The 26,212-nt window shown below is 61.5% G+C and carries 29 protein-coding genes and 1 other RNA gene; 13 read left to right on the top strand and 17 right to left on the bottom strand.

Features of this window, described 5'->3' with window-relative positions:
* Together cimA and C8N42_RS03610 are read left to right on the top strand one after the other, a co-directional pair.
* Positions 1–1,641 carry a citramalate synthase gene (gene cimA, locus C8N42_RS03615; RefSeq protein WP_107815184.1) on the top strand — a complete coding sequence of 547 codons (1,641 nt, stop codon included), beginning with the start codon at positions 1–3 and terminating at the stop codon, positions 1,639–1,641.
* Positions 1,642–1,654: 13 nt separating this feature from the next.
* A complete protein-coding gene (locus C8N42_RS03610) occupies positions 1,655–2,434 on the top strand; it encodes a squalene/phytoene synthase family protein (RefSeq protein WP_107815183.1) in 780 nt (259 codons plus the stop codon).
* Here C8N42_RS03610 and C8N42_RS03605 read toward each other — a convergent pair.
* The 12 genes from C8N42_RS03605 to C8N42_RS03550 form a co-directional block, all read right to left on the bottom strand.
* A complete protein-coding gene (locus C8N42_RS03605) occupies positions 2,407–2,640 on the bottom strand; it encodes a ribbon-helix-helix domain-containing protein (RefSeq protein ID WP_107815182.1) in 234 nt (77 codons plus the stop codon). The two genes, C8N42_RS03610 and C8N42_RS03605, sit on opposite strands and share 28 nt — an antisense overlap.
* Positions 2,637–2,813, bottom strand: coding sequence for a DUF4169 family protein (locus tag C8N42_RS03600; RefSeq protein ID WP_107815181.1), 177 nt, complete (start codon positions 2,811–2,813; stop codon positions 2,637–2,639). The genes C8N42_RS03605 and C8N42_RS03600 overlap by 4 nt, the downstream gene beginning before the upstream one ends.
* Before the next feature lie 79 nt (positions 2,814–2,892).
* Entirely contained in the window at positions 2,893–3,231 is a 339-nt protein-coding gene (locus C8N42_RS03595) for a hypothetical protein (RefSeq protein ID WP_107815180.1), read from the bottom strand.
* 113 nt (positions 3,232–3,344) lie between these two features.
* Positions 3,345–4,739: a class II fumarate hydratase gene (fumC, locus tag C8N42_RS03590; RefSeq protein ID WP_107815179.1), complete on the bottom strand. Its 1,395-nt coding sequence runs from the start codon at positions 4,737–4,739 to the stop codon at positions 3,345–3,347.
* A 120-nt stretch (positions 4,740–4,859) separates the two neighbouring features.
* Complete coding sequence (locus C8N42_RS03585) at positions 4,860–5,417, bottom strand: class I SAM-dependent methyltransferase (protein ID WP_107815178.1); 558 nt, start codon at positions 5,415–5,417, stop codon at positions 4,860–4,862.
* 128 nt (positions 5,418–5,545) lie between these two features.
* Positions 5,546–6,037 (bottom strand): SspB family protein, encoded by a 492-nt coding sequence (locus C8N42_RS03580; protein ID WP_107815177.1) that lies wholly within the window; start codon positions 6,035–6,037, stop codon positions 5,546–5,548.
* 62 nt (positions 6,038–6,099) lie between these two features.
* A complete protein-coding gene (gene chrA, locus C8N42_RS03575; protein ID WP_107815176.1) occupies positions 6,100–7,389 on the bottom strand; it encodes a chromate efflux transporter in 1,290 nt (429 codons plus the stop codon).
* A 61-nt stretch (positions 7,390–7,450) separates the two neighbouring features.
* Entirely contained in the window at positions 7,451–8,209 is a 759-nt protein-coding gene (locus tag C8N42_RS03570) for a phytochelatin synthase family protein (RefSeq protein ID WP_107815175.1), read from the bottom strand.
* Positions 8,210–8,338: 129 nt separating this feature from the next.
* Positions 8,339–8,764 (bottom strand): ester cyclase, encoded by a 426-nt coding sequence (locus C8N42_RS03565; RefSeq protein ID WP_146168237.1) that lies wholly within the window; start codon positions 8,762–8,764, stop codon positions 8,339–8,341.
* A 243-nt stretch (positions 8,765–9,007) separates the two neighbouring features.
* Positions 9,008–9,384, bottom strand: a transfer-messenger RNA (tmRNA) gene (gene ssrA, locus C8N42_RS03560).
* An 80-nt stretch (positions 9,385–9,464) separates the two neighbouring features.
* Positions 9,465–10,505 carry an extracellular solute-binding protein gene (locus C8N42_RS03555; protein ID WP_107815173.1) on the bottom strand — a complete coding sequence of 347 codons (1,041 nt, stop codon included), beginning with the start codon at positions 10,503–10,505 and terminating at the stop codon, positions 9,465–9,467.
* 133 nt (positions 10,506–10,638) lie between these two features.
* Positions 10,639–11,403, bottom strand: a complete 765-nt coding sequence (locus C8N42_RS03550) for a FadR/GntR family transcriptional regulator (RefSeq protein ID WP_107815172.1) — start codon at positions 11,401–11,403, stop codon at positions 10,639–10,641.
* 102 nt (positions 11,404–11,505) lie between these two features.
* Here C8N42_RS03550 and C8N42_RS03545 point away from each other — a divergent pair, with 102 nt between their 5' ends.
* Entirely contained in the window at positions 11,506–12,495 is a 990-nt protein-coding gene (locus C8N42_RS03545; protein ID WP_107815171.1) for an MDR family oxidoreductase, read from the top strand.
* Positions 12,496–12,562: 67 nt separating this feature from the next.
* Positions 12,563–13,384, top strand: coding sequence for a sulfite exporter TauE/SafE family protein (locus tag C8N42_RS03540; protein ID WP_107815170.1), 822 nt, complete (start codon positions 12,563–12,565; stop codon positions 13,382–13,384).
* A 54-nt stretch (positions 13,385–13,438) separates the two neighbouring features.
* Here C8N42_RS03540 and C8N42_RS03535 read toward each other — a convergent pair whose 3' ends face one another.
* From C8N42_RS03535 to ccmI, 3 genes are read right to left on the bottom strand one after another with little or no spacing between them, the layout of a single operon-like run.
* Positions 13,439–13,687 carry a DUF1289 domain-containing protein gene (locus tag C8N42_RS03535; RefSeq protein WP_107815169.1) on the bottom strand — a complete coding sequence of 83 codons (249 nt, stop codon included), beginning with the start codon at positions 13,685–13,687 and terminating at the stop codon, positions 13,439–13,441.
* On the bottom strand, positions 13,684–14,157 hold the full coding sequence (gene ruvX, locus C8N42_RS03530) for a Holliday junction resolvase RuvX (RefSeq protein WP_425430510.1): 474 nt from the start codon (positions 14,155–14,157) through the stop codon (positions 13,684–13,686). Before ruvX ends, C8N42_RS03535 begins: the two co-directional genes overlap by 4 nt.
* Positions 14,154–15,389, bottom strand: a complete 1,236-nt coding sequence (gene ccmI, locus C8N42_RS03525) for a c-type cytochrome biogenesis protein CcmI (protein WP_107815168.1) — start codon at positions 15,387–15,389, stop codon at positions 14,154–14,156. Before ccmI ends, ruvX begins: the two co-directional genes overlap by 4 nt.
* 210 nt (positions 15,390–15,599) lie before the next feature.
* On the opposite strand from ccmI, the gene C8N42_RS21520 reads away from it, so the two are divergent.
* The 6 genes from C8N42_RS21520 to rarD all read left to right on the top strand — a co-directional run bounded on the left by C8N42_RS21520 (position 15,600) and on the right by rarD (position 20,050).
* Positions 15,600–15,758, top strand: coding sequence for a hypothetical protein (locus tag C8N42_RS21520; protein WP_170109182.1), 159 nt, complete (start codon positions 15,600–15,602; stop codon positions 15,756–15,758).
* A 181-nt stretch (positions 15,759–15,939) separates the two neighbouring features.
* Positions 15,940–16,542: a superoxide dismutase gene (locus tag C8N42_RS03520; protein WP_107815375.1), complete on the top strand. Its 603-nt coding sequence runs from the start codon at positions 15,940–15,942 to the stop codon at positions 16,540–16,542.
* A gap of 272 nt (positions 16,543–16,814) precedes the next feature.
* Positions 16,815–17,261, top strand: coding sequence for a hypothetical protein (locus C8N42_RS03515; RefSeq protein WP_107815167.1), 447 nt, complete (start codon positions 16,815–16,817; stop codon positions 17,259–17,261).
* 119 nt (positions 17,262–17,380) lie between these two features.
* Positions 17,381–17,836: a host attachment family protein gene (locus tag C8N42_RS03510; RefSeq protein ID WP_107815166.1), complete on the top strand. Its 456-nt coding sequence runs from the start codon at positions 17,381–17,383 to the stop codon at positions 17,834–17,836.
* A 73-nt stretch (positions 17,837–17,909) separates the two neighbouring features.
* Positions 17,910–19,070 carry an amidohydrolase gene (locus C8N42_RS03505; RefSeq protein ID WP_107815165.1) on the top strand — a complete coding sequence of 387 codons (1,161 nt, stop codon included), beginning with the start codon at positions 17,910–17,912 and terminating at the stop codon, positions 19,068–19,070.
* A gap of 59 nt (positions 19,071–19,129) precedes the next feature.
* Entirely contained in the window at positions 19,130–20,050 is a 921-nt protein-coding gene (gene rarD / locus C8N42_RS03500) for an EamA family transporter RarD (protein WP_107815164.1), read from the top strand.
* A 109-nt stretch (positions 20,051–20,159) separates the two neighbouring features.
* On the opposite strand, the gene C8N42_RS03495 is transcribed toward rarD, so the two are convergent.
* Entirely contained in the window at positions 20,160–20,801 is a 642-nt protein-coding gene (locus tag C8N42_RS03495; protein ID WP_170109181.1) for a pentapeptide repeat-containing protein, read from the bottom strand.
* Positions 20,788–21,381 (bottom strand): LOG family protein, encoded by a 594-nt coding sequence (locus C8N42_RS03490; protein WP_107815162.1) that lies wholly within the window; start codon positions 21,379–21,381, stop codon positions 20,788–20,790. The genes C8N42_RS03495 and C8N42_RS03490 overlap by 14 nt, the downstream gene beginning before the upstream one ends.
* A 155-nt stretch (positions 21,382–21,536) precedes the next feature.
* Here C8N42_RS03490 and C8N42_RS03485 point away from each other — a divergent pair, with 155 nt between their 5' ends.
* From C8N42_RS03485 to C8N42_RS03475, 3 genes are all read left to right on the top strand, one after another.
* Complete coding sequence (locus C8N42_RS03485; protein ID WP_107815161.1) at positions 21,537–22,784, top strand: LysM peptidoglycan-binding domain-containing protein; 1,248 nt, start codon at positions 21,537–21,539, stop codon at positions 22,782–22,784.
* Between the two features lie 141 nt (positions 22,785–22,925).
* Positions 22,926–24,746, top strand: coding sequence for an ABCB family ABC transporter ATP-binding protein/permease (locus C8N42_RS03480; RefSeq protein WP_245889961.1), 1,821 nt, complete (start codon positions 22,926–22,928; stop codon positions 24,744–24,746).
* Between the two features lie 54 nt (positions 24,747–24,800).
* Positions 24,801–26,195, top strand: a complete 1,395-nt coding sequence (locus C8N42_RS03475) for a cryptochrome/photolyase family protein (RefSeq protein WP_107815159.1) — start codon at positions 24,801–24,803, stop codon at positions 26,193–26,195.
* Positions 26,196–26,212 lie beyond the last annotated feature (17 nt).

The following is a 26,212-nucleotide window of genomic DNA, read 5'->3' as shown; positions in this document are numbered from 1 at the left end:
ATGACCACAGCAAGCATAAAAGACCGCCTCACCCTCTACGACACGACCCTTCGCGATGGTCAGCAAACCCAAGGCGTGCAATTCTCCACCGAGGAAAAGCACCTGATCGCCGATGCGCTCGACCATCTCGGCGTCGATTACATCGAGGGCGGCTGGCCCGGCGCGAATCCGACCGACAGCGAATTCTTCGCGGATGCGCCCCAGACCAAGGCCAAATTCACCGCCTTCGGCATGACCAAACGCGCGGGGCGTTCGGCGGAGAATGACGAGGTGCTCGCGGGGGTGCTCAATGCGGGGACGAATTCCGTCTGTCTCGTCGGCAAGACCCATGATTTCCATGTGACCACGGCGCTTGGCATCACGCTCGAAGAAAACCTTGAGAACATCGAAAAATCCATCGCTTATACGGTCTCGATCGGGCGTGAGGCGCTGTTCGATGCAGAGCATTTCTTCGACGGCTACAAGGCCAATCCCGACTACGCGCTGGCCTGTTGCAAGGCGGCCTATGCGGCAGGTGCGCGTTGGATCGTGCTCTGCGACACCAACGGAGGTGCGCTGCCCGGCGAGGTCTACGAGATCACCGGCAAGGTCATTGCGGCGGGCATTCCGGGTTCCCACCTCGGCATCCACACTCATGACGACACCGGCAACGCCGTCGCCAATTCGCTTGCTGCGGTCAATGCCGGTGCGCGGCAGGTGCAGGGCACGCTGAACGGTCTCGGCGAGCGCTGTGGCAATGCCAATCTGACGACTCTGATCCCGACCTTCCTGCTCAAGGAACCGTATAAATCGACGCTCGACACAGGCGTCACCGAGGAGGCGCTGCAAAGCCTCGTCAAGACCTCGCGCATGCTCGACGACATCCTGAACCGCGTGCCGTTGCGGAGCGCGCCTTATGTCGGTGCTTCGGCCTTTGCGCATAAGGCGGGGCTCCATGCGTCCGCGATTCTCAAAGACCCGACCACCTACGAACACATTCCGCCCGAAACCGTCGGCAATGCGCGCATCGTGCCGATGTCCAATCAGGCCGGGCAATCGAACTTGCGCAAACGGCTTCTGGACATGGGGCTGGAGGTCTCGGAAAAGGCCGATCTCGGGCGCATCCTCGACCGGATCAAACAGCGCGAGGCGGAGGGCTATTCCTACGACACGGCGCAGGCCTCCTTCGAGCTGGAAGCGCGGCGCGAACTGGGCCTGATGCCTGCGTTTTTCGAGGTCGAGCGCTACCGCGCCACGGTCGAGCGCCGACGCGACGCCAAGGGGCGCGAGGTTCACCTTTCCGAGGTCACGGTGGTGGTCAACATCGCCGGTGAACGCCACCTGTCCGTTTCTGAGGGCATCATGGCTGACGGCAATGACGGCGGGCCGGTCAACGCGCTTTCCAAGGCGCTGGTGAAGGATCTCGGCCCTTACTCGGACCTGATCACCGATATGGAACTCGTCGATTTCAAGGTGCGGATCACAAATGGTGGTACCGAGGCGCGCACCCGAGTCATCATCGACCATGAGGACAGTCTCGGACGGCGCTGGTCCACGGTGGGCGTGTCTTCGAACATCATAGATGCGTCGTTCGAGGCGCTTCTGGATGCGGTTCTGTGGAAACTCCTGCGCGACGGCGCCAAGGCGCTCGGAGCAGAATGAAGGGGGCGGAATAATGTCGGTTCAGGCCTGCGCAGAGATCGTCCAGAAGGGTGACGAAGATCGCTTTCGCGCCACCATGGCCGCGCCCGTGGCGGCGCGCGAGGTGCTCTTTCCGATCCATGCCTTCTGCCTTGAGGTCGCTAAAGCGCCCTGGGTCACGAAAGAGGCGATGATCGCGGAAATGCGGCTGCAATTCTGGCGGGACATCCTGAGCGAACGGGCGGAGGGCAAACCGCCCCGCGCTCATGAGGTGGCCGCCCCTCTGCACGCCGTTCTCGATGTGGCTTCGGCACAGGCGCTGGACGCGGCGGTGACTGCCCGGCAATGGGACATTTACCGTGATCCGCATGAGGATGTGGCGGCGCTGCACGGCTATCTTCACACATCCTACGTGATCCCGCTTCATGTCGCCGCCCGCCGCCTCGGTGCGCCGGAGGACGCGTCGAAAGCCCTCAACCGGCTCGGCTTTGCGGGCGCTCTGGCGCGCTATTTCCTTGCCATTCCCGCGCTTGAGGCACAGGGACGCGTGCCGCTGGTCGACGGTCGTCCGGAGGCGGTGGCGCAAATGGCGAAAGAGGCGCTTGAGCAGGGCCGCTGGGAGGCACAGAACCTCTCGAAACTGTCGAAAATCGCCCGCGCGCCGATGATCGACGCGGTGATGCACCTGCCTGTGCTCAAGCAGGCCGCCCGCAATCCGCAGGCCGTGATCGAAGGCCGTCTGGGGCAGGGGCCGCTGCGCAAATCCCTGCGCCTCGCGCTGATCTCTCAGTCGCCGAGCTGGGCCTTTTTTTGAGCATGTTCCAGAACGTAAACCCGGATGGCCGAGGCGAGACCGCTTTCGACGCCGCGGGTTTCGTCAATCTCCGCCGCCAGCACATTGATCGGCATATTCCGCTCCTTCGCGATGTTGCGAAACGCCTTCCAGAACGGTTCTTCCAGCGACACCGACGTGCGGTGGCCATGTAGCGTCAGCGAGCGTTTGACCGGGCGTCCGCTCATTCCTTATCTCTCTTGTGCGCGTCCAGCTCCGCCTTTGCCTTGGCGCGTTCGGCCTCTTCCAACGTCTTCTGTGCCTTGGTCCGACCAAATTTCACGGCATTCGCATCGCCCTGCGTCCGTTTCTGGGCACGGGCTTTCTGTTTGCGGAACTGGTTGAGATTGGTGACGTTCATGGGGTGGAATATTACCCTGTCTTCTTCTTGGCGCAAATACTCAAAACGCCCCGGGACTGTCCCGGGGCGCTCGTTCGCATCAGTTCTGTTGCAGCGGTTGCGGACGATGTGCCTGCATCACACTCTGTACGCGCTCCGTTGTGAGCTTCGGATTGGCCTTTTGCAGACAGCTCAGAATCTCCGTCGGCAGGCCGCGGTCCTCGGGGCGCTGACCTGAAGTGGCCTCTTTCGGTGGCGCTTTACGTTCGCCCGGTTGAGGACGATTGGCCCCGAAGCAACTGGTGAGCTGTGTTTCGGTCACGCCGAGGTCCTTGGCGATCTCCGCCGTGGGTATTTGGGGACTAGCCGGGCCAGCTTGGGCGAAGGCCATGCCAGCGGTCAGGGCGATCAGGGGCAGGGCGGTGAGCAGGTGTTTCATGTGTCTTTCCTCAAAACTTGATGAGTATGAAACGCGGCCTCCCTGCATTTCTGTCGCGTAAAAGAAAAGGCGGCCCGGAGGCCGCCTTCACATCTCTGTTATACCGGAGAGGCTCAGTCTTTCGGGCCGATCATCTGTTCCGGACGGACCACAGCGTCGAAGGTCGCTTCATCCACGAAGCCCAGTTTGATCGCCTCTTCCTTGAGGGTCGTGCCGTTCTTGTGCGCGGTTTTCGCCACTTTGGTCGCGTTGTCGTACCCGATGGTCGGGGCCAGAGCGGTCACCAGCATGAGGGATTCATGCAGCAGCTTCTCGATACGCGGCTCGTTGGCCTGAATGCCCACGACCATGTTGTCGGTGAAGGCGGAGGCGCTGTCGCCCAGAAGCTGCATGGATTGCAGCACGTTGTAGGACATCATCGGATTGTAGACGTTCAGTTCGAAGTGACCCTGCGAGCCCGCGAAACCGATTGCCGCATCGTTGCCCATGACATGGGCGCAAACCATGGTCAGGGCTTCGGCCTGGGTCGGGTTCACCTTGCCGGGCATGATCGAGGAGCCCGGCTCGTTTTCCGGCAGGATCAGCTCGCCCAGACCGCAACGCGGGCCGGAACCCAGAAGGCGCAGGTCGTTGGCCACTTTGAACAGCGAAGCAGCCACGGTTTTCAGCGCGCCGGAGAACATCACCATGGCGTCATGGGCGGCGAGCGCTTCGAATTTGTTCGGCGCAGTCACAAACGGCAGGCCGGTGATTTCGGCCATGTTCTTCGCAACGGCTTCCGCCCAGCCTTTGGTGGTGTTCAGCCCGGTGCCGACGGCGGTGCCGCCCTGCGCCAGCTCGTAAATCGCCGGCAGGCACATTTCGACACGTTTGATGCCCATGCGGACCTGATGCGCATAGCCGGAGAATTCCTGACCGAGCGTCAGCGGCGTCGCGTCCTGGGTGTGGGTGCGGCCGATCTTGATGATGTCCTTGAAGGCCTCGGATTTGGCTTCCAGTGCTTCGGCAAGTTTCGTCAGGCCGGGCAAAAGCACGTCACGCGCCTGCATCCCGATGGCGACATGCATCGCGGTCGGGAAGGTGTCGTTCGAGGACTGACCCATGTTGCAGTGATCGTTCGGGTGCACCGGATCTTTCGACCCCATCTCGCCGCCGAGCATTTCGATTGCGCGGTTGGAGATCACCTCGTTGGCGTTCATGTTCGACTGGGTGCCGGAGCCGGTCTGCCAGACGACGAGCGGGAAGTTGTCGTCGAATTTGCCTTCGATCACCTCGGTGGCGGAGGCAACAATCGCGTCGCCCAGTTCTTTCGCCAGCTTGCCCTGCGCCATGTTCTCAATCGCACAGGCTTTCTTCACCACGCCCAAGGCGCGGATGATCGGAACCGGTTGCTTTTCCCAGCCGATCGGGAAGTTCATGATGGAACGCTGCGTCTGTGCGCCCCAGTATTTGTCGGAGGGAACTTCCAGCGGGCCGAAGCTGTCGGTTTCGGTACGGGTGGTGGTCATCGGGGGATCTCCCTGGCTCTGAAATCGTTCGCCATGGCTATAGAGCCTCGCCCCGGCGCTTGCAATGTATACCGAGGCATACATGGTCGTTGTTTGCGCTAAAATCCCAAGCGACGCGCGTCAACCCGGCTGGCGGCGGTATTCGAACACCCTTGCGGGCGGCAGATTGGCCCAGACCGTGCCGCGTTTCACCGAAGAAAGCCCCAGTTCCGCCTGCATTGCGGGTGTCACCGGTGAGCTGTTGGCATAGGTGATCTGGGTAAAGAACGCGTCCGGTCCCATAACCTCAAAGGCGCGGCCCACGACGGCGCGTTGCAGCTCCGGTTTCGCCAGAACCGGCACGCCGGAGATCACCGCACCGACACCGGCAAGCCCGATCTCGCGGATGTCTTCCGCAGAGCGGTTGAGCACGGTTACGCCGGGAAATTTCTCGCGCAACTCGTCGCAAAACCGTGGGTTCAGTTCCAGAAGCGTCAGCCGCTCGGGGGCCACGCCACGGGCGAGGATCGCTTTGGTGAAGGCCCCTGTGCCCGGACCGATTTCGACGACAGGGCCTGAGACGTCTTCGACCCCCGCTGTCATCAGGCGCGCCGCTCCGGAGGAAGAGGGGGCAATGGCGCGCACCTCGTCAGGGTTGCGGATCATCTCTCCGAGAAACACGGCAAAATCGCGGGGCATGGCATCCTCCTGTTTGTCACAGAGGTGCGCGGAGCGACCTCTCAAAACAAGTGGGGACACGGCATTGTTGCGGAAAATTCACAGGCCTGTTTCAAACCCGTCAGAAAGCCGGTTTCGCCTGCGGAAGTTTACTTGCGGAACTTGTCGAGGGAGACGATTTCCGCCTCTTTCGGTCCGGCACTTTTGCCGTTTTCTTCCTTCGGTTCGAAAGAGGTCACTTCGGCATCGTGCGGAATCTCGTCCTCGTCCATTTCCTCGACATCGTATTCCTGCGTCTCGAAACGCAAGCCGAATTCGACAGAAGGGTCAACGAAAGTTCGAATCGCGTCATAGGGGATGTAGAGCGGTTCCGGGCTGTCGCCGAAATTCAGCGTGATCGCGAACCCGTCCTCGGAAACTTCGAGATTGTCGAACCAGTGCTGAATGACGATGGTCATTTCCTCGGGATAGCGGTCCGACAGCCAGTCAGCCAGTTCCACATCCGGGTGCATCGTGTCGAAAGTGATGAAGAAATGATGTTCCCCCGGCAGGCCGTCACGGGCCACGCCTTCAAGCACCTTGCGGATCAGACCGCGCATGGCGTCATGCATCAGGTTGCCGTAGTCGATGGTTTTGGCCATCCTTGGGTCCTTTCTTTCATCCTGTCTCGCAGCATACGGGATTCTGCGGCCAAGGAAAGGGGTCACCGTATGCTGAGACCGGCAGTCTGGCCGAGCCCCAACCCGGCCAAGGCCACAAGGGCGATGGTGAGCATGAGCGAGCGTTTCAACCCGAAAAGCAGCAGAGCGGCGAGGGCCGCAAGAAGGGCCGCGCGCGGCTCGAAACTGGCCGGATCGGGCAGGGTGAGTCGCAAGGGGCCGAAGCGGGGCTCGGAAATGCGCGCGAAGAACACATGCAGCGCGAACCACCACGACAGCGAGGCGATGACGCCCACGACAGCCGCCGTTACGGATTTCAATGCGGCATCGAGCCTAGGCCGGCTGGCGATCCAGTCGATGTAGGGCGCGCCTGCGAAAATCCAGAGAAAACAGGGGATAAAGGTGACCCAAAGCGTCACAAGCGCACCCGCGAGGCCACCGAATGCCCCCAGAGGTGTGGCGGCCATGTAGCCGACGAATTCGGTCACGAGGATCAGCGGACCGGGCGTGGTCTCAGCCAGACCCAGCCCGTCGAGCATCGCCTCGGGGGCGAGCCAGCCCTTTGCCGTGACCACCTCTTGCGACATATAGGCGAGCACCGCGTAAGCGCCGCCGAAGGTCACCACCGCGAGTTTCGAGAAAAAGACACCGATGGCCAGAAGCCGCTCCTGACCCGTCGCCCACAAAAGCGCCAGAGGTGCCATCCAAAGCGTACCCCATATGGCAAGCGTGCGGGGCAAGTGGGTCGCCTTCGGGGCGGTGACAGGCTCTGGTGTCGTGCGGCTTGTAACTGCGCCGATCAGCGCCGCGCCGAACACGATGAGCGGGAAAGGTGTGGCAAACCCCGCGATCAGGACAAAGGACGCAACGGCCAGTGTTTTTCGTGCCGGTGTTCCGAGCGCCTTGCGTGCGAGCCGCAGAAGCGCTTGTATCACGACGATCACCACAGTTGCCTTGACGCCGAGAAACAGCGCCTCGGAGGCGGGCAGATGGCCGTAACCGGCATAGAGCACGGACAGCGCCAGCATCACGAGCGCGCCGGGCAGAACGAAAAACAGCCCGGCCACGATCCCGCCGGGCACGCCTTTGAGCCGCCAGCCGCAATAGGTCGCAAGCTGCATCGCCTCGGGGCCGGGCAGCATCATGCAGAACGAGAGCGCGGAGAGAAACCCGCCCTCTTCCATCCAGCGCCGTTCCTCGACCAGTTCGCGGTGCATCACGGCGATCTGTGCGGCGGGGCCGCCAAAGGACAGAATGCCGATGCGTGCGAAACTCCTGAGAAAGGCGGGGAGAGGCGGGTTAAGGGGCGGAGACTGGTGTGGCTGGGGCGTCATGCGGCGCTCGTAGCTGAAAATCCGTTTCGCCCTTGGTAGCCGCCCCGGCCGATCAAGTCACTCAGTTTGCAGGCGCAAGGCGGACAAAGCCGCCAGTCTGCCCCTCAAGCACGCCATGCTCATCGGACGTCGGTTTCAGCATCGCCTCAAGCAGCACCGGCGCCGGAGTCCAGTAGGGGATGTACCACTCCTGATCGACCTCAAGGATCAGCACCGCATCCTTGGCGGCGTCATAGGCTCCGATCACGGAAACATGCGGTCCGTCCCAATCGCCGGTCACGACGCCCTGATTGAAATAGACCAGCATCGCGTCATCCGCGCTTTCTTCATTGAGTGCGAGCCAATGGCGCAAGGTGGCAAGGCTCTCGGCACTGTTATCCGTCGGCTTAAAGATACTGACCGCGTAGCCCTCAAGACCGGCGACGGGCAGGGCTTCGGTTGCATAGGTCACAAGCTCGTCGAACATGACCCCGTCGCCGCCCTCGGCGGAAATTTCCGACCAATGTGCATCGCCCACGGCCTCAAGCAGGTCGGGTTGGGTCATCACGGTGTCCTCGGCATTGGCCGGAAGCCCCGCAAGCCCGTTGATGGCGGCGGTGACGGAGGCGACGCCGCAGGCGGAGGTGGTGAATTGCGGCTTCACGAATTCGGCAAAGGCCCAGTAATCCGGCGCGGGCGCGCTGCGCAGATACTCCGTCGCCTGCGTGACGGGAATGGCATTAGGGCCGAGTTTCGGCAGGGGGGCGTTCTGTGCGAGGCCCGGCTGGGCGAGGGCAATGAACAGGACTGCGGAGGACAGTGTCAGGTCAGTGGGTTTCATGGATCACCTGCCAGAGAAAATAGGGTATGAAAACGGGCGGTGCTGTGCGCGCGAGTCGTCGCACAGGCTCGTCCGTTTCACAGTCAGACAAAGCCATTCAAAAGCAAGAAAAACCGTGCGCGGCTCGTGTCAGGCCAGCGTTTCCCCCGCAAGCATGAGCGCGACCGAATCCTTCGGCAGATTGCCCATCTGTTCGAAATAGCTGACGAAATCGTAATTGTTGTGCGCCTCGATGATCTTGCTATCCTTGAGCCGCACCATGACCTGACCGGAGATGTGGATCGGGGTCATATCCTCGGCCTTTTGGGCGTGCAGCGTCATGCGAGCCCAGACCTTGTCGCCCATTTCCATCGAATCCTCTACGGAAATCGTGATATTGCGCAGCGCATGACGCACAGCCGGGACAAGGGTCTGGAAATCCTCAAGCTGTGCGGCGAAATCGCTCATCAGCCCGGAGGCCAGCGCCTCGGTGTCGAAGAACTCGGCCACGGCGTTCAGATCGCCCTGTACCCATACCTTGTCATACCAGGCTTTCAGAAGGTTCATGCCTGTCATGAGACGATCTCCCTTGATGTTCGCGTCACGGGAGATTTTGCGCAAAAAGTCTGAACGAAACCTTTCCGGCGGCGCTAAAAGCGATGCAAAACAGCAAATATCTGTGTGGACGTTACGTCAGCCGTTGCAGATTGCAAAATTACCAGTGTGAGAATGGCAGGAGTGCACAGGAGAATTCGTTCGGTCGCGCCAAGACTACGGTTTCATGTGATGCCTTGATTTTGTCTTGTAACTGTATGGGAAGATGCAGGTTTCTGTTGCCAGGTACCTGCGAACCCCGCCTTAAGCTGCTAGGCCCAAGGGCTTAGATTTCGATATTTCGCACAGCTTACGCTGCGAGAGCCATCGGAGCTTTGTTGTCGTTTGCAACTAGCTTAGGTGTACCGATAACGGTGGTAACTCACCGGGACAAAGCAAACCCCTTTAGACGTCCGTCGATCCTATTTCGTCCCCATGATCCAATCTCTTGCCAGTCCCAAACGAAGACTGAAGAGGGGTATTTTGGTGGAGACGCCGGGTACCGCCCCCGGGTCCGATCCGCTTATTACGAGCGCGTTTATGTCCATAGTCCCCGAAGGGACATCCCATATCTAAGGCATGCTCACGGGTGTTTCAAGAGGGGCCACGAAGGAGAAGATATGAAAACGCCGCCCTGTCATCCAGAGCGGCGATTCTGTTTTAAGATAATATAAAGAGAGGCTTAGAAGCCTGCCTTGATCTTCTCGAACTCTTCCGACTGCTTTTCGCGCAGTTCGACCGACATCGGCAACTGAGCGAGGATCGGCGCGTCGATCGGGGCGAGGCCACCGGCTTCGAGTGCCTCTTCGCCAAGTGTCGCGAGGCCCTCGGTGTTCGAGATACCATAGCCCGCATCCATCAACACCTCGGCGTTGGAGGCGTCGAGGAAGCCGTTGATGAAGTCATAGGCCTTGTCCTCGGAGCCAGGGCCGTCCTTCAGGTTGACATAGCCGCAAAGCCAGAGCGAGGAGCCCTCTTTCGCTTCGCGCTGGAAGCCCACCGGGAAGCCTTCATCCACGAGGGTCGGGTAGGTTTCGTTCCAGGCCCAGGCGATCAGAACCTCGCCGGTCGCCATCAGCTGCGCCAGTTCCGCCGGGTCGGTCCAGTAGGTACGCAGGTAGGGGTGCACCTCACGCAACCAAGCGGAGGCCGCTTCGAACTGCTCGTCCGTGGCGGTGGTCCAGTCTGTGGTGCCGGTGGCGAGATAGGCCAGCGCATAGGCATCGTCGACATTGTCCGGCAGGGTCATGCGGCCTTCGTATTTCGGGTTCTTGAATACTTCGAGAGAGGCAACGTCCTCGGCGGGCACTTCCTCGGTGTTATAGGCAATGGCGGTGGAGCCGAAATCGGTCGGGATGAAATAGGCGCTGGCCGCCGCGACATCCTTGCCGACGAGATTGCTGTCGAGCTTGGCAAAGTCGGTGATTTTCGAAGTGTCCCACGGCTCCAGAATGCCGCTTTCCTCCCATTTCATCACAGAGCCGGCGCAGACGTGGCTGACATCGGCCTTGAACCCGGAGACCAGTTTCTGCAGCGCTTCATCTTCCTCGCCGAAGAAGGCGAAAGACGGCTGATCCCCGTTTTTCTCAGCATATTTGGTGTGGAACGCGGGGTCTTCGAAGCCGGAGTAATCGAATACCAGAAGCTCGGGATCTTCCGCGAAAGCGGCGCCCGCGACGACGGTGAGTGCTGCGCTGCCCAGAAGGGTTTTAAAAGTGTTCATGAAGGTCGTCTCCCTGAAAGTGGACCAGTTCTGGAAGACGACGCTAACACGGGTTTTGCCCCGCGCAAGGGGCGCGTTATGGCGGGGGATGATTTTTAGGGAGTTTGCCGTAAATTTGATCAAATTTATTGTTTCAAAGTGTCCGGGCCGGAATATCCCGACGCGCGGCGTCACGGCTGTCGCGCGCCGCATGGGCGGTGCGCAGGGTCTGATCGCGCAGATAGTCGATCAGGATTTCAAGCTTCGATCCAACCCGTGCCTCAAGCGCATCGACGATGGCCTCATGCAGGCTGATCACCGCATCGCGGTCCCGTTGGCGATAGGTGATCATGTTCATCAGCGGCTCGATCCCCTCGACCGCCGCCGCCAATTGCCAGGACAACACCGGATTACCCGCCGCATCCACCAATGCGCGGTGAAAGGCCACATCGGAGGCACAGAACGCCTCGTCGCTCAGTTCCGGGTCTTTCTGCCGGGTAATCTCGCGGCGCATGATCTCAAGGTGCTCTGACTCGCGGTGTTTTGCAGCCAGCCTCATACACCCGCGTTCCAAAGCAAAGCGCGCTTCGCAGGCGGTGGCGAGGTCGATCTCGTTCAGCCCGATCAGAAGCGTGGCTTTGGAGGCCATATCGGCATAGGCCTCTTCGAAGCTTTGCCGATGCACAAAAGCCCCACCGGTTGCGCCGCGCCTCGTGCGGATCAGGCTCTGTGCGGCCAGCCGTTTGAGCGCCTCCCGTACGGTCGCCCGCGACACGCCGTGGGTCTCGGCCAGTTCCGCTTCCGAGGGCAGGCGTTGCTCTGCCGCCAACCTGCCCGAGACAATGTCCGCTCGGATCGCATCCGCGATCACTGTTGACAAATCCTTGGGTATGCGTTGTTTTTCTTTATTGTCTGACATTTAAATCATGGCCCGACCCATTTGTCAGACATTTGCTTGCATCTCGGTTTCATTTGTCAGACATTTATGGCAAATCCCATACAGCTTGGCAAGGAGGACCGCATGAAAGCTCTGGTCATGGAACAGGACGCCGAAGGGCTGGCGCAGCCGCATATCAAGGACATTCCGGAGGACAGCCTGCCCGAAGGCGATGTCACTGTGAAAGTTGAGTATTCCACGCTCAATTACAAGGACGGGCTGTGCCTCTCGCCGAAGGGCGGCGGACTGGTGCGGACCTATCCGCATGTACCGGGGATTGACTTTGCGGGGACGGTGGAGATCTCCGAGAGCCCGGAATTCAGGCCCGGAGACAAGGTGGTGCTCACCGGCTGGCGCGTGGGTGAGGTGCATTGGGGCGGTTATGCCGAGAAGGCGCGGGTAAAATCCGATTGGCTCGTGCCGCTGCCCGAGGGGCTTTCGATGCGTCAGGCCATGGCGGTCGGCACGGCGGGGTTCACGGCCATGCTGGCGGTGATGGCGCTGGAGGACCACGGGCTGACGCCCGAAAAGGGGCCGGTTCTGGTCACTGGCGCCTCAGGCGGCGTCGGATCGGTCGCCACCGCCATTCTTGCCCATCTTGGCTATGAGGTCGCCGCCGTCACCGGGCGCCCCGAGGGGGCGGGATATCTCAAGTCGCTGGGGGCGACACGTATTGTGGCGCGGGAGGAGATCAACGAGACGGTCAAACGCCCGCTCGAAGCCGAGACCTGGGCGGGATGCGTCGATGCGGTCGGCGGCGCGATGCTGGCGCGCATCCTTGGCCAGATGAAACACGGTGGTTCGGTCGCCGCCGTTGGGCTGGCGGGCGGAGCGGATCTGCCGGCCTCGGTCATTCCCTTCCTGCTGAGGGGGGTAAACCTTCTGGGCATCGATTCCGTGATGCAGCCGAAGGAGAACCGCATCCGCTGCTGGAACCGCATCGCAACCGATTTGCCGATGAAAAAACTCGAAGAGATGGTGCAGCCTGCCGCGCTCGAAGACCTGCCTGCGCTCGGGGCGGCGATCCTCAAAGGCGGGGTGAAGGGTCGGGTGCTGGTCGATCTCTGCGCATAAGAGCACACGGCAACTTTGAAAAACGCGCTCTTCTCAGGGGCGCGTTTTGTCGTTAACGCTTTGCGTCATGGATATCGCAACGCTTCTCCCCTTCGCCGCCCTGATCGCCGTCATCGGCGCTTTCGCGGGCATTCTTGCCGGTCTTCTGGGCGTGGGGGGCGGCATCGTCCTCGTCCCTGCCTTCTACTATGCCTTCGCAGGATTGGGCTATGACAGCCCGCAGCTCATGCAGATCTGTCTCGCCACCTCGCTCGCGACGATCATCGTCACCTCGATCCGCTCGGTGATGTCGCATCACAAGAAGGGCGCCGTGGAATGGCCGATCCTCAAAAGCTTCGCGCCGGGCATCGTGATCGGCGCCATTGTCGGAGTACTGGTCGCCTCCTCCCTACGTTCGGGCACGTTGCAGATGATCTTCGGCGTCATCGCGATTTTCATCGGGCTTTACATGGCCTTCGGAAATTCCGCATGGCGTCTTGGCTCCGAAATGCCCAAGGGGATCATGCGCGCCGTGGTCTCTCCGCTGATCGGGTTCCTGTCGGTGCTTATGGGCATCGGCGGCGGCTCTTTCGGGGTGCCGACCATGACGCTCTACGGCGTGCCGATCCACCGCGCAGTCGCCACCGCCGCAGGCTTTGGCGCAATCATCGCCATTCCGTCGGTCATCGGCTTTCTCTTTGTCGATCTGCCGCCCGAGGTGACACCGCCCTTCACCGTGGGCGCGGTCAATATCGCGGCTTTCCTTCTGGTGATCTGCATGACCCTGATCACCGCGCCTCTGGGGGCGAAGATCGCGCATGCCATGGACCCGAAACCGCTGAAACGCGTGTTCGGCGGCTTCCTGATCCTCGTGGCGCTCAACATGCTGCGCAAGGCGCTGATGGGCTAAGGTTTGGAGTATTTTGAGCACAAAGGAAACCCGTCTCCTGTGCTGTAAAAATACTCACTCCTGACGTTTCAGGCCGGATTTCAGTCGCGCGGCTCGTCCACCACGGCGTTTGGTGGGGGCGGGCTGACGGTTCGGCAGATCGGCCATGATGGCGCGGCGCTCTTCCACAGACATCGAGGACCAGCGGCCGATTTCCTCGATCGAGCGGGCACAGCCTAGGCAGAGACGGGTGTCCGGGTGAATCTGACAGACCTTGGTGCAGGGGCTCTCGATCTCGTCGCGTTTCCAGATCTCGTCACTCATAGGTTTCTGAGCCTGTTCAAGGCCCCCTGAAGGATCACACCCGCCGCCACCTGGTCGATTTTCTCGGCACGTTTGGCGCGGGACATATCGGCCTCCAGCATCGCACGGTCGGCGGCGACAGACGACAGGCGCTCGTCCCAGAAGGTAATCGGCAGATCGGTCAACTGGCCGAGATTGCGGGCGAAGGCGCGGGTTTTCTGGCAACGCGGTCCCTCGGAGCCATCCATGTTGCGGGGCAGGCCGAGAACGATGCCGCCGACCTCGCGGGTGGTCAGAAGTTTCAACAAAGCCTCGGCATCCAGCGTGAATTTCTTGCGCCGGATCGTGTCCGTGGGGGTCGCGACCGAGTGCAGCCGGTCGGAGATCGCGACACCGATGGTCTTGTCGCCGAAGTCCAGCCCCGCAAGCGGGCTCATCGGCGGCAGGGCGGCTTTGAAGGCCGCGATGTCGTCGGTGATCAGAGTGCTCATTCAACAAACCCTGCGCGTTCCGCGCCCTGACGTACCACCGCCAGCGCTTCGGGGGTCGCACCGAAGATCACCTGCGCCTCGCCCCAGATCGCCTTGGCACGCTCCGTATCGCCCAGCATGGCGAGCGACGAGATCAGGCGCGACCATTCCTCCGGCGTGCCACCCTCATTGGCAAGACGCGCCGCCAGACCGTCGACCATGCCGCGGATCATCTCCTGACGCTCTTCCGGGGTCATGTCGGCGGTGGCCTCGACGTCTTCCTGCGTCGGGCCGCGCAGCCCACTTGCCACCGGCGCGGGCGGCAGGGTGTAGCGGATGCCCGCAGCCTGCGCCACGCTTTCGATCTGTTGCCGGATCGGCACGACCCAAGGGTCTTCTGCGGTGGAGGACGACAGCAGCGGCTGCCAGAGGCGGAAGGTCATGTCGGGCCGTCCGGTCTGGGCAAACATCAATCCGGAATAATAGATCGCCGTGCCGTTGTTCGGGTCGCGTTGCAGCGCCTTGGTCAGTGCGTCTTCGGCCTCGGGCGAGACGAAGCCCCCAGCGGCGAGGATCATCATGTCGGCGAGATCGGCGTAATCCTCGGCCGTTGCGGCGGGGCCCTTGATGCGGATCACCTCTTTCTGGGCCTCATAGGCCGCGCGGTAATTGCCGGCCACGGCCTCATTGCGCGCGAGAAGGATGTGCCCCTGAAGATCGTCGGGGCGGGTGGAGAGCGCTTCGCGCAACTGGATGAGCAGGCCGGTCAGGCGTTCGTCGGGTTCCTGAATGGGCGGCGAGGGCGGGCGCATCTGCTCAATGGCGTCCTGCGTCGGACGGTTGGCGCGCGCGTCCTCGGCCAGCGCGATGCGGCGCTTGAGCGGCAGGTCCTCGTACTGCGGCGCTCCAAGGTCGGTGTAAAGCCAGATCGCCCCTCCGCTCACTACGGCAAACAGCACGGCGGCGGCCCAGAGCGGCGCGCCACGCACGCCGTGTTTTTCACCTGCGCGCGCCTTGTCGGCATCGAGCAGACGGCGCGAGACCTCGATCCGGGCGCGTTTGGCGTCCTCGGCGGAGAGCACACCGCGCGCTTCGTCGCGATCCACCTCCTTGAGCTGATCTCGATAGACCTTCATTTCCACCTCGGCGGTCGAACTGTCGACATCGCCGATGCCATGGGCGCGCCACAACGCGAGGGCCAGAGGGATCGCGGAGAGCAGGGCGATGGCGAAAGCGATGATCCAGAAGGTCATGTCAGGGTCCGTCAAAGAGAATTCCGTGGCAAGGGTGTATCCGGGCTGCCGCATTCGGGAAACCCCAAATGACACAGGTGTGACCGAATGGCCGGATCGGTGGTCGCCTTCCCGAGATCTTCCCGAGAGAGGTCTGCCGGAACTCATCGTCAGGCTGGAGCGTTGTCTTTCCATGCGGCCCCTCGCGGGCCATGAAACAAGGAGACAGACATGAGTGGCAATAACGCTGGCGGCAATACCGGGCTCGGCATCCTGATCGGTGTGTTGGTCGTCGTGGTGGCAGGGATCGCCTATTACCTCTTCACCGGGGGCGATGTGCCGCCGATCGGGGATGAGCCGGAGATTCAGATCGACCTGCCGGATAACTGAGCCGGACATTTGACCGGATCGCGTGATCGGGTTGGGGGAGGCGGGGAATGGTTGAGAGGTGAACACCCGGTGTTCGCGTTTTTTGGAACGATTCCAAAGTTTCACCCTTGACCCGAAGCGGTCATCGGATCAGGTATATGCCCGACAGAAACGCACAACTTCTGAATTGATGGAGGCCCAAATGGCTTTTGAACTTCCCGATCTTCCCTACGCACACGACGCACTGGCCGATCTCGGCATGTCCAAGGAAACGCTGGAATATCACCACGACCTGCACCACAACGCCTATGTGACCACCGGCAACACGCTGGTTGCGGGCACCGAGTGGGAAGGCAAATCGGTCGAAGAGGTCATCAAAGGCACCTATCAGGCCGGCGCCGTGGCGCAATCGGGCATCTTCAACAACGCCTCGCAACACTGGAACCACACCCAGTTCTGGGAAATGATGGGGCCGGGCGAAGACAAGAAAATGCCGGGCGAGCTTGAGAAAGCCCTCGTGGAAGCCTTCGGTTCCGTCGACGAGTTCAAGAAACAGTTCGCTGCCGCTGGCGCGGGTCAGTTCGGCTCCGGTTGGGCCTGGCTGGTGAAAGACACCGACGGTTCGCTCAAGGTGACCAAGACCGAGAATGGCGTGAACCCGCTCTGCTTCGGTCAGACCGCGCTTCTGGGCTGCGACGTGTGGGAACACTCCTACTACATCGACTTCCGCAACAAACGCCCGGTCTACCTGTCGAACTTCCTCGACAAGCTGGTGAACTGGGAAAACGTCGCCTCCCGGATGTGATCCGTGGGCGGAAAACGGATTTCAGAAAGGGCGCTGATCCAGCGCCCTTTTTGCTGTGACGTGGGGATTGATTGAAACACCAGTTTTTCCATTGGAATTCAGAGAACACGCATTTGCTCTCCGATGTGATGGGGTTTGTGCGAGAGATCGGGACGCAATGCCTGTCATAAGCGGCATGGTGCGCCCCGGAACTCCCCCAAAGGTGTCGTTGGAGGTCCTTTCCCTTTTCTCCCCGCCATGGCAGGTTGCAGCCCAAAGGGCAGGGAGCGACGATGTTTCTGATTTTCATCAAGGGCGAAGAGGCGGGCAATCTGGCCGGGGTAACGGTTCTGATCTGGTGCGCCAGCCTGATCATGCTCCTTGTCCGCGCGCCGTTCACGTTTTTCCCGGCCCTGACGTTTTTCGCCTTGATGGCCTCGCTCATCACCGCCAACTGGATGGTGAAACATCGGGAGAGCATCGCCTTTCGCAGGGATTTCGCCGGACGTCTGGCCTTTCCGGATCGGCAGAATTGGCCACGTGCGATCATGCTCTCGGCTGTGGTGGCGCTGTTCTACCTTGTGCCGGTGCTCTGGCTCGCGAGTGCAAAATCGAACGGTTTCATCGCGCTGTCCCTGCCCATCAAGGCCGGTCTTTTTCTTGTGACCTCTCTGGGCAGTCTGGGAGTGCACGGTGTGATTCATCTGCTCTGGCTGCGCCGCGACATGCGGAAGAAATAAACGCCAACCCGCTCTGACGACCCTTTTTATGAAGCCCGATTGTGCTTATCTTAGGCCTGCGGAACGGGAGAAAACGGTCTGCGTTTCCTTATCGTTCTGTATGGAAAGAGGAGGAAGACATGTCTGTTCTTACACATGGCACATGGGTCTTGATTGCCGATGGCGAAAAAGCCCTGTTCTTGCGCAACGATCTGGATGCGAAAAACCCGGATCTCAATGTGGTGCATATCGAGACACAGGATAATCCGGCCGATCGCGATCAGGGCACCGGACGCCCCGGTCGCAAAGCCGACGCCGGGCCGGGGCAGAAAACCGCTCTGGAAGAAACCGACTGGCACCAACTGGCCAAGGAGCGCTTCGCCGACGAGATTGCCGATATCCTTTATCGGGAAGCCCACCGCGGGGCCTTTGACCGCCTTGTGCTGGTGGCGCCTCCCTCCACGTTGGGAGATTTGCGGACAAGGCTGCATAAGACCGTGAGCGATAAAATCGTGGCGGAACTCGCGAAAACCCTGACAAAGCATCCGCTCGACAAGATCGAAGACCTTTTGATGAAAGAGCTTGAAACGGTCTGACGTTGCGAAGCGGTTTGGTTTGGGCTTGCGGGCGGGCGCTTTGGGATGACACATGGGGGCAGGAGGCCCCACGATGATCCCACAGCCTGTTCCCAATAGCTGGACCCTCGATCCGGAGACGCTTTCCGAGGCGGTGCGCTTGCGTCACGAGTTGCACCGTTTCCCGGAAGTGTCCGGGCGTGAGCATGAGACCGCGAAACGCATTGCCACCCGGATGCGCTGGCTTGGCGCGCAGGTGGTCGAGGGGCTTGGCGGCACCGGTGTGGCCGCCGTGTTCGGCGAGGGCGGGAAAACCCTGATGATCCGGGCCGAACTGGACGCCTTGCCGATCCTTGAGGCCGAAGGCCCGGCGTATCGTTCCGAACATGAGGGTGTCGGGCATCTCTGCGGCCATGATGGACATATGGCGACGGTGTTCGCCGTGGCGACGGCGCTGTCGCGCCATGCGCCGGGCTGTCGCGTCGTGTTGCTGTTCCAGCCCGCCGAAGAAACCGGCGCGGGGGCGCGTCTGGTGCTGGCCGATCCGAAATTTGCGGCACTCAGACCCGATCTGGCGATTTCGCTGCACAACCTGCCGAAACTGCCTCTCGGCGCGGTGGCGCTCAAGGTGGGGCCGGTGGCTTGCGCCTCGCGGGGATTGCACATCCGGCTTACCGGCCAGACCTCTCATGCCGCACGGCCCGAGAACGGTCGTTCGCCCGGTCTCGCACTTTCCGAACTCATTCCCGCACTCGGCGGCCTGTCGCGGGATCTGCCGACCTCGGACCCGGGGTTTCGGCTTTGCACGGTGACCCACGCCCGGCTCGGCGTGCCGTCTTTCGGCATCAGCCCGGGTGAGGCGGAGTTGCAGATCACCCTGCGCACCTTGCTCAACAGCGAAATGGCCGGGCTCGAAGCCGAAGCCCGCGCCCTGATCGAGACGGCCGCCGGCGCTTTCACCCCCGTGATCACCATCCATGACGCCTTCAGCCATTCAGTAAACGATGCGGAGGCGACGGCGCTGCTGGAGGGAGCCTGTGCGGGGCTGCCCCGTGCGGAAGGCGCGATCCCGATGCGCCCGTCGGAGGATTTCGGCCTGTTCGGCACAGAAATCCCCGCCGCCATGGTGTTTCTCGGCTCGGGCGAGGATCAGCCGGAGCTGCACAATCCCGATTTCGACTATCCCGACGCGCTGATCCCGGTCGGGGCAGAGATATTCCTGCGGGCTATTCATCTGTTTTCGCAAAAGCCCTGAGACCGGCTGTGCCTTGTCTGCTTCTTGCCAAATCTTTCGAAAACAGGGTTTTCTAACCCATGACCGAGACGCAAAAAGGCTATATCGCCCTTCTGGTCGCTCAGACCATATGGGGACTTTCACCGCTTTATTACAAGGCGGTGGCCGATGTGCCTGCCTTTGAGGTTCTGGCGCACCGCACACTTTGGACCTGTGTGCTTTTCGGTCTCTGGATCGGGTTTCAGGGGCGACTGGGCGAATTGCGCCGTCTGATGACCGGACCGCAGGCGGGCAAGGTGCTGGCCGCCGCGCTTTTCGTTTCGGTCAACTGGGGGTTGTTCATCCATGCGATCCAGTCCGGACAGGCGCTCGAAGCCTCGTTCGGCTATTATATCTTTCCGCTGGTGGCCACGGTGATCGGCATAGCGATGTTCCGAGAACGGCTTTGCGGACTGCAATACCCGGCGCTGGCGCTGGCCGCTCTGGCGGTCGTGGTGCTGGGAGTGGGGCTTGGGGCGCTTCCGTGGATCGCGTTGACACTTGCTTTTTCCTTTTCCGTCTATGGCGCGATCAAGAAGACGCTCGATGCCGGACCGATCCTGTCGGTGACCGCAGAAGTGGTGATCCTCGTGCCCGTCGCGCTTGTCTGGCTGATCGGTGCGCATCTTTCGGGCTGGGGCGGTACGGAGATTCAGCCTGCCGGGGCCTTCGGTCGTTCTCTCAAGGACACGGTGCTACTGATTTTCGCGGGCATCGTCACCGGCGTGCCGCTGATCTTTTTTACCGCCGCCGCACGCCGTCTGCCGCTCACGGTGGTGGGCATGGGGCAATACTGGAACTCGACGCTGCAATTCCTTGTTGCGGTGCTGATCTTTGCCGAGCCCTTCACCCATTGGCACGCCATCGCCATGCCGCTGATCTGGATTGCGCTTGCGCTTTATACCGTCGAGGCCTTCCGGCGCGAGGCCCGGGCCCGCAAGGCGCGCAGGGCGGGAACCTAAAGCGTTTTGCTTTTTATCTGAGACAGGGAAAAAGCAAAACGCAGTGCAATATATAAACGTTGTGAGCGCTTCACATTAAATCTGTGATTCAGATTTAATGCGAAACGGTTTAGAGTACCGTCACGCCCAGACCGTGCAGCAATTCGGTCGCCTGTGTTTTCGAGATGATCGCACCTTTGAAGCAGGTGGCGCTGGCAAAGGTCAGCGCGCCCAGATCGGCCTGCCGCAGGTCGGCCCCCTCGAAACGGGCAGTCGCAAGATGCGCGGCTTGCAATCGACAGCGTTCGAGAACACTCTCGCGAAAATCGCACCCGGCGAGATCTGCCTCTGTGAAGTCGACCTGTTCCAGATGACATTTCCGGAAATTCATCTGGCGCAGGTAGGCGCCTGCGAGGATCGAGCCATTGAAGTCGATCCCCAGCGTCCGGGCGTCCCTGAAATCCGCACCGGTCAGTTTACAATCCCGGAAAATTGCGCCGGAGACATCGCTGCCCGGCCAGCGCGACAGCGACAGGTTACACCCCTCGAAACGGGCGTCGGACAGACGGGCATAGCTGAAATCGCCCTGAAATGCCTTGCATTTGAGAAAGACGCTTTCGTCCAGTGTCGCGCCAGTGAAACTGCAAGCCTGAAAATCGCAATGCTCGAACCGATAGCGCGACAGGTCCATGCCGTCGAAACTGAGCGCGGTGAACCGGCAGGAGATAAAGTCCGAGCCCTCCAGAAACCGGATGTCATCAATGACTTGCATTGGCCCCTGCATTGGCCTGTGCGGTTTTCAGCGCCTCGGCCAGCTCTTCGACCGTGTGAACGGTCTCGTAAAACTGTGCGGTGGACAAAGGGGCGAAGCCTTCGTTGACCACATGCTCGATCAGCGTTTCCAGAGGTTTCCAGTAGCCGTCGGTGGAGAGCAGGAAAATCGGCTTGTCATGAAGCCCGATCTGTTTCCAGGTCAGCACTTCGAAGAACTCATCCAGAGATCCTGCGCCGCCCGGCAGCACCACGATGGCGTCGCAATTCATGAACATCACCTTTTTGCGCTCATGCATGTTCTCGGTGACGATGAAGGTGGTCAGATCGCGTTTGCCCAGTTCTTTCGGCAGAAGATGGACGGGGATCACGCCAAAGGTCGCCGCGCCCTTGGCCTGTGCGGCCCGCGCCACGGCACCCATCAACCCGACATCGCCCGCACCATAGACAAGACGCCAGCCTTCCGCCGCGATCATCTCGCCCAACTCGGTTGCCGCCTGTTCGTATTCGGGTTTGCCGCCCGGACGCGAGCCGCAGAAGACACAGATTGAAAACGATGCGGAAACGGGCTGGGAAGACATGGCGGTCCCTTTGCAACGGATTTGAAAAAAGGAAGTCTTTGACCCTTGTTAGCCCCCTTGCTAGGCTGCCTCAAGCCTTGATCTCGCTGCCTTAATCTCATGGGGACGGTAACGGTCGTGTGACGGGGCGGGAACATCAGGGGGATGTGCCAAAGATGGCGACACAGAACAAATGGATGATGCCGGCGGCCGGTGTCGGAGCTGCGGTGCTGGTCGTGGCGATCGGGGCGGTGCTTTATCTCGGGCGACCGGGGATAGGCGACGCTCCGGAGGCGCTGCCTCAGACGGTGGCGGCGGTGCCGCCGGGGGGGGATGCGCAAAGCGCCCCGGCTGAGAGCGCCGAAGCGGTGCCGACCCCGGCGCAGATCCTGCCGAGCTTCGATCTCGTACGTATTCCGCCCCACGGGCTGGCGACCGTGGCCGGGCAGGCCGAACCGGGTACGGAAGTGCATATCCTTGTCGACGGGACAGAGGTCGCCAAGGCAGAAATCAATGACCGGGGTGAATTCGTGGCCCTTTTCGCGCTTGAGGCCTCCGGCGAAGCGCGTGAAATGCAACTGGTGAGCGGCACGGGCGAGCGCGCTCTGGCGAGTGCGGAAAGCATTCTCATTGCGCCCGCGAGCCCCGCCACGGACACCGCCGCCGGAGACGGCACAGCGGAGGTGGCGCTGGCCGATGGCGCGGACATTCCGGCACCGGAGTCCGAGGAAGTGACCTCCGTCACGCAAGAAACCGTCATGTCCGGCGGTGCGCCCTTGGCTGCGGCGGGGACCGGCACTGCCATCGCGGGACAGATTCTGGAGGGCGCTGCGGCGGCTGCCCCGACCGTGCTCATGGCGAATGACGAAGGTGTGAAAGTCCTCCAGCAGGACGGCACCACACCCGGCGCGCTGCATGTCGATGCGGTGAGTTACGATCCCGAAGGCCGGGTTTTCGTCTCGGGCCGGGCTGAGCCGGGGGCGGCTTTGCGGCTTTACCTCGATCAGGATTTCATCGCGCGCACGGTGGCGGGCGAGGACGGACAATGGCGTGCGGAACTCGAAGGTGTGGCCGCGGGGCGCTACAAGCTGCGCGCAGATCAGGTGGACGCCTGGGGCGCGGTGGTGAGCAGAGCGGAAATCCCGTTCCACCGCGAGGAGGTCGCGCTTCTGGCGCAGATCGCGGGCGATACACCGCAGGCGGAGGCAAGTGTCGGGGAGGACGAGGCAGGAGCCGAGGTTACGGTACCTGCCTCCCGGATCGCCTCCGTCACGGTGCAACCGGGCAACACGCTTTGGGGGATCGCGACGAAGCGCTACGGCGACGGATTCCTCTATGTGCGGGTGTTCGACGCGAACCGCGATCAGATCCGCAATCCCGACCTGATCTATCCGGGACAGATTTTCCAGCTTCCCGAGGAATAAACGGACGCAAGTCTGCCAGAAAACGAGTGCGCGTAAAATGACAAAGGGGTATGCGGGCGTGAGCCCTTGCCCCGGCGTGCATTTTCCGCGACTGTGGCGCCCCTTTGATCCGATCTAGCCCGAAAGGTAGCCATGAGAGGTATGCGTCCTTCCGTCACCACCGACCGAAACCCCGAGAACGGCTGGCTCGTTCTGCGCAAGGTCGCGCCCTATCTCTGGCCCGAAGGCAACACGCCCGTGCGGGTGAAGGTGGTGATTTCCATCGCGCTTCTGGTGCTTGCCAAGCTCACCGCTGTAGCGACGCCGTGGTTCTACAAGGCCGCCGTCGACAGCCTCTCGGGCGAGACGGCACAGGATGCGGCGTGGTTCGTGGCGGTGGGGGCGATCGGCCTGACCGTCGCCTACGGCGTGGCACGGATGATGGAGGTGGGGTTCCAGCAACTCCGTGCAGCGGTGTTCTCGCCGGTGGAGCAGGGCGCGTTGCGCGTCATTGCGCTCCAGACGTTTCAGCACATCCACAAGCTCTCGCTGCGCTATCACCTGACACGGCGCACCGGGGGCCTCAGCCGGATCATCGAACGCGGTGTGAAAGGCGTCGCCTTCCTGATGAACGTGCTGATCTTCGGCATTGCACCGCTGATCCTGCAACTCGGTCTGGTGCTGATCATCCTCTGGGGCGCGTTCGGCTGGGATTACATGGGGGTCGTTGCGGTGACCGTGGTGGCCTATGTCGTCTTCACGCTCCAGGTCACCGAATGGCGGGTGAAAATCCGTTACGAGATGAACAAGCAGGACACCGAGGCCAATCAGAAGGCGGTCGACAGCCTGCTGAACTTCGAAACCGTCAAATATTTCAACGCCGAAAGCGGCGAGGCGCGGCGTTACGATCAGGCTATGGCGGGTTACGAACGGGCGGCGATCAAAACAGAGCGCTCTTTGGCGGTGCTCAATTTCGGCCAGACATTCCTGATCACCTCCGGTCTGATCGCGGTGATGGTTCTGGCAGCGCTGGGGGTGCAGGAGGGCACGCTGACCGTGGGCGATTTTGTCATGGTCAACGCTTACATGATCCAGATCACCATGCCCCTGAACTTCCTCGGCTCGATGTATCGTAACATCCGCCAGTCCATCGTCGATATGGAGGATATGTTCTTCCTCCTCGAACAACCCGCCGAGATCGTCGATGCACCGGACGCGAAGCCGCTCAGGGTCACGGGCGGCACGGTGACGCTCGATCATGTGGAATTTGCCTACGATCCGGCGCGGTCGATCCTGCACGGGGTCGATCTTGAGGTGCCGGCGGGACGCACGCTCGCCATCGTCGGTCATTCCGGCTCGGGCAAATCCACCATCGGGCGGCTGTTGTTCCGGTTTTACGATGTCACTGGCGGGCGGCTGATGATCGACGGGCAGGACATCCGCGAGGTGACGCAGGACAGCCTGCACGCCGCGATCGGTGTGGTCCCACAGGACACGGTGCTGTTCAACGACACGATCCGCTACAACATCGGCTACGGGCGCGACGGGGCCAGCTATGAGGAAATCGTGGAAGCGGCGAAAAAGGCCAAGATCCACGACTTTATCATGGGCCTGCCGGAGGGCTATGAGACACAGGTCGGCGAGCGCGGCCTGAAACTGTCGGGCGGCGAAAAACAACGCGTCGGCATTGCACGCACGCTTCTGAAAGACCCACCGATCCTTCTGTTGGACGAGGCCACTTCGGCGCTCGACACCCAGACGGAACGCGGCATTCTCGGTGCGCTCAAACTCGCGGGGGAGGGGCGTACGGTGATCACCATCGCACACCGGCTCTCGACGATTGCCGACAGCGACGAGATCGTCGTTCTGGATGCGGGTCACGTGGTCGAGCGCGGCACCCACGATCAGCTTTTGAAAGCGGGGGGAAAATATGCGGCGATGTGGGCGGCCCAGGCAGAGGATCGCGACGCGGCGGCAGCGTGATCGGTGATCCGATCTGCCGGTTTTGTCGTATCCTGTCTCGAATAAGGAGGCATCATGGTTTCAATCTGGTGGGTTCGGCGGGACTTTCGCTTTGACGACAACCCTGCTCTTGTGGCGGCTGCCGCGCGTGGTGCTGTGTTGCCGGTGTTCATTCGCGACGATAGTGTCGATTCGCTCGGTGCCGCGCCGAAATGGCGGCTTGGGCTTGGGCTTGAGCATCTGATGGCGCGGATTGTGGCTGAGGGCGGGCAGGTTGTGTTGCGCTCTGGCCCGGCGCAGGAGGTGCTGACGCAGTTGGTCGCGGAAACCGGGGCCGGGGCGGTCTATTGGAACCGGCTTTACGACAAGGCGGCGATTGCCCGAGACACGGAGGTCAAAGCGGCCCTGAAAGAGGCAGGCGTCGAGGCGCAGTCGTCTAACTCCCATCTTCTGTTCGAGCCCTGGACCGTGACGACGAAGACCGGTGGCTATTACAAGGTCTACACGCCCTATTGGAAAGCCGTGTGGGAGATCGGCGCGGAGCAGCCGGTGAAAACACCCAAGGTGACCTGGGCCGATGCCCCAGAGAGCGAGGCGCTGGACGATTGGCAACTCGGCACAGCGATGAAACGCGGCGCGACGGTGGTTCTGCCGTACTGCCATATCGGCGAAGCGGCGGCGCAGGGGCGGCTCGGGACGTTTCTTCAGCATCATGTGGCCGATTACAAAGCCCGGCGCGATTTTCCCGCCGATCCCGTATGTTCAGGCCTGTCCGAAAACCTAACCTATGGCGAAATCTCCCCGCGTACGATCTGGCATGCAGGGCTGCGCGCCATGGAAGAGGGCGCGGGCGGCGCGGAGCATTTCCTCAAGGAACTGGTCTGGCGCGAGTTTGCCTATCATCTTCTCTATCATGAACCCGACCTGCCAGAGCGCAATCACCGTGACGGCTGGGAGGCCTTCCCCTGGCGGGGTGACAACGACGACGCCGAAAGCTGGCGGCGCGGGCGCACGGGCGTGGGCTTTGTCGACGCCGCCATGCGCGAGATGTTCGTGACCGGGGTCATGCACAACCGCGCCCGGATGATCGCGGCCTCTTACCTGACGAAACACCTCCTCACTGACTGGCGTGTGGGGCTCAAATGGTTCGAGGAGTGTCTGATCGACTGGGACCCGGCGTCGAACGCGATGGGCTGGCAATGGGTGGCGGGATGCGGGCCGGACGCGGCGCCGTATTTCCGGATTTTCAACCCGGAGGGTCAGGCGGAGAAATTCGACCCCGACGGAACGTACCAGAGGCGCTGGATCGCCGAAGGGGAGGCGCACCCGACGAGGACATCGCTGTCCTATTTTGACGCCGTGCCGAAATCCTGGGCACTTTCGCACAATGATGCGCCAGCAATACCTTTAATTTCGCTCAGGGCGGGGCGGGAGCGGGCGCTTGGTGCCTATGAAACCCTAAAGGGGTGACGGATCGGATATTTGCG

Origin of the sequence: Celeribacter persicus, assembly GCF_003050785.1 — a bacterium.
Lineage (GTDB): Bacteria > Pseudomonadota > Alphaproteobacteria > Rhodobacterales > Rhodobacteraceae > Celeribacter > Celeribacter persicus.
This window is presented reverse-complemented; position numbering and strand designations above follow the sequence as displayed.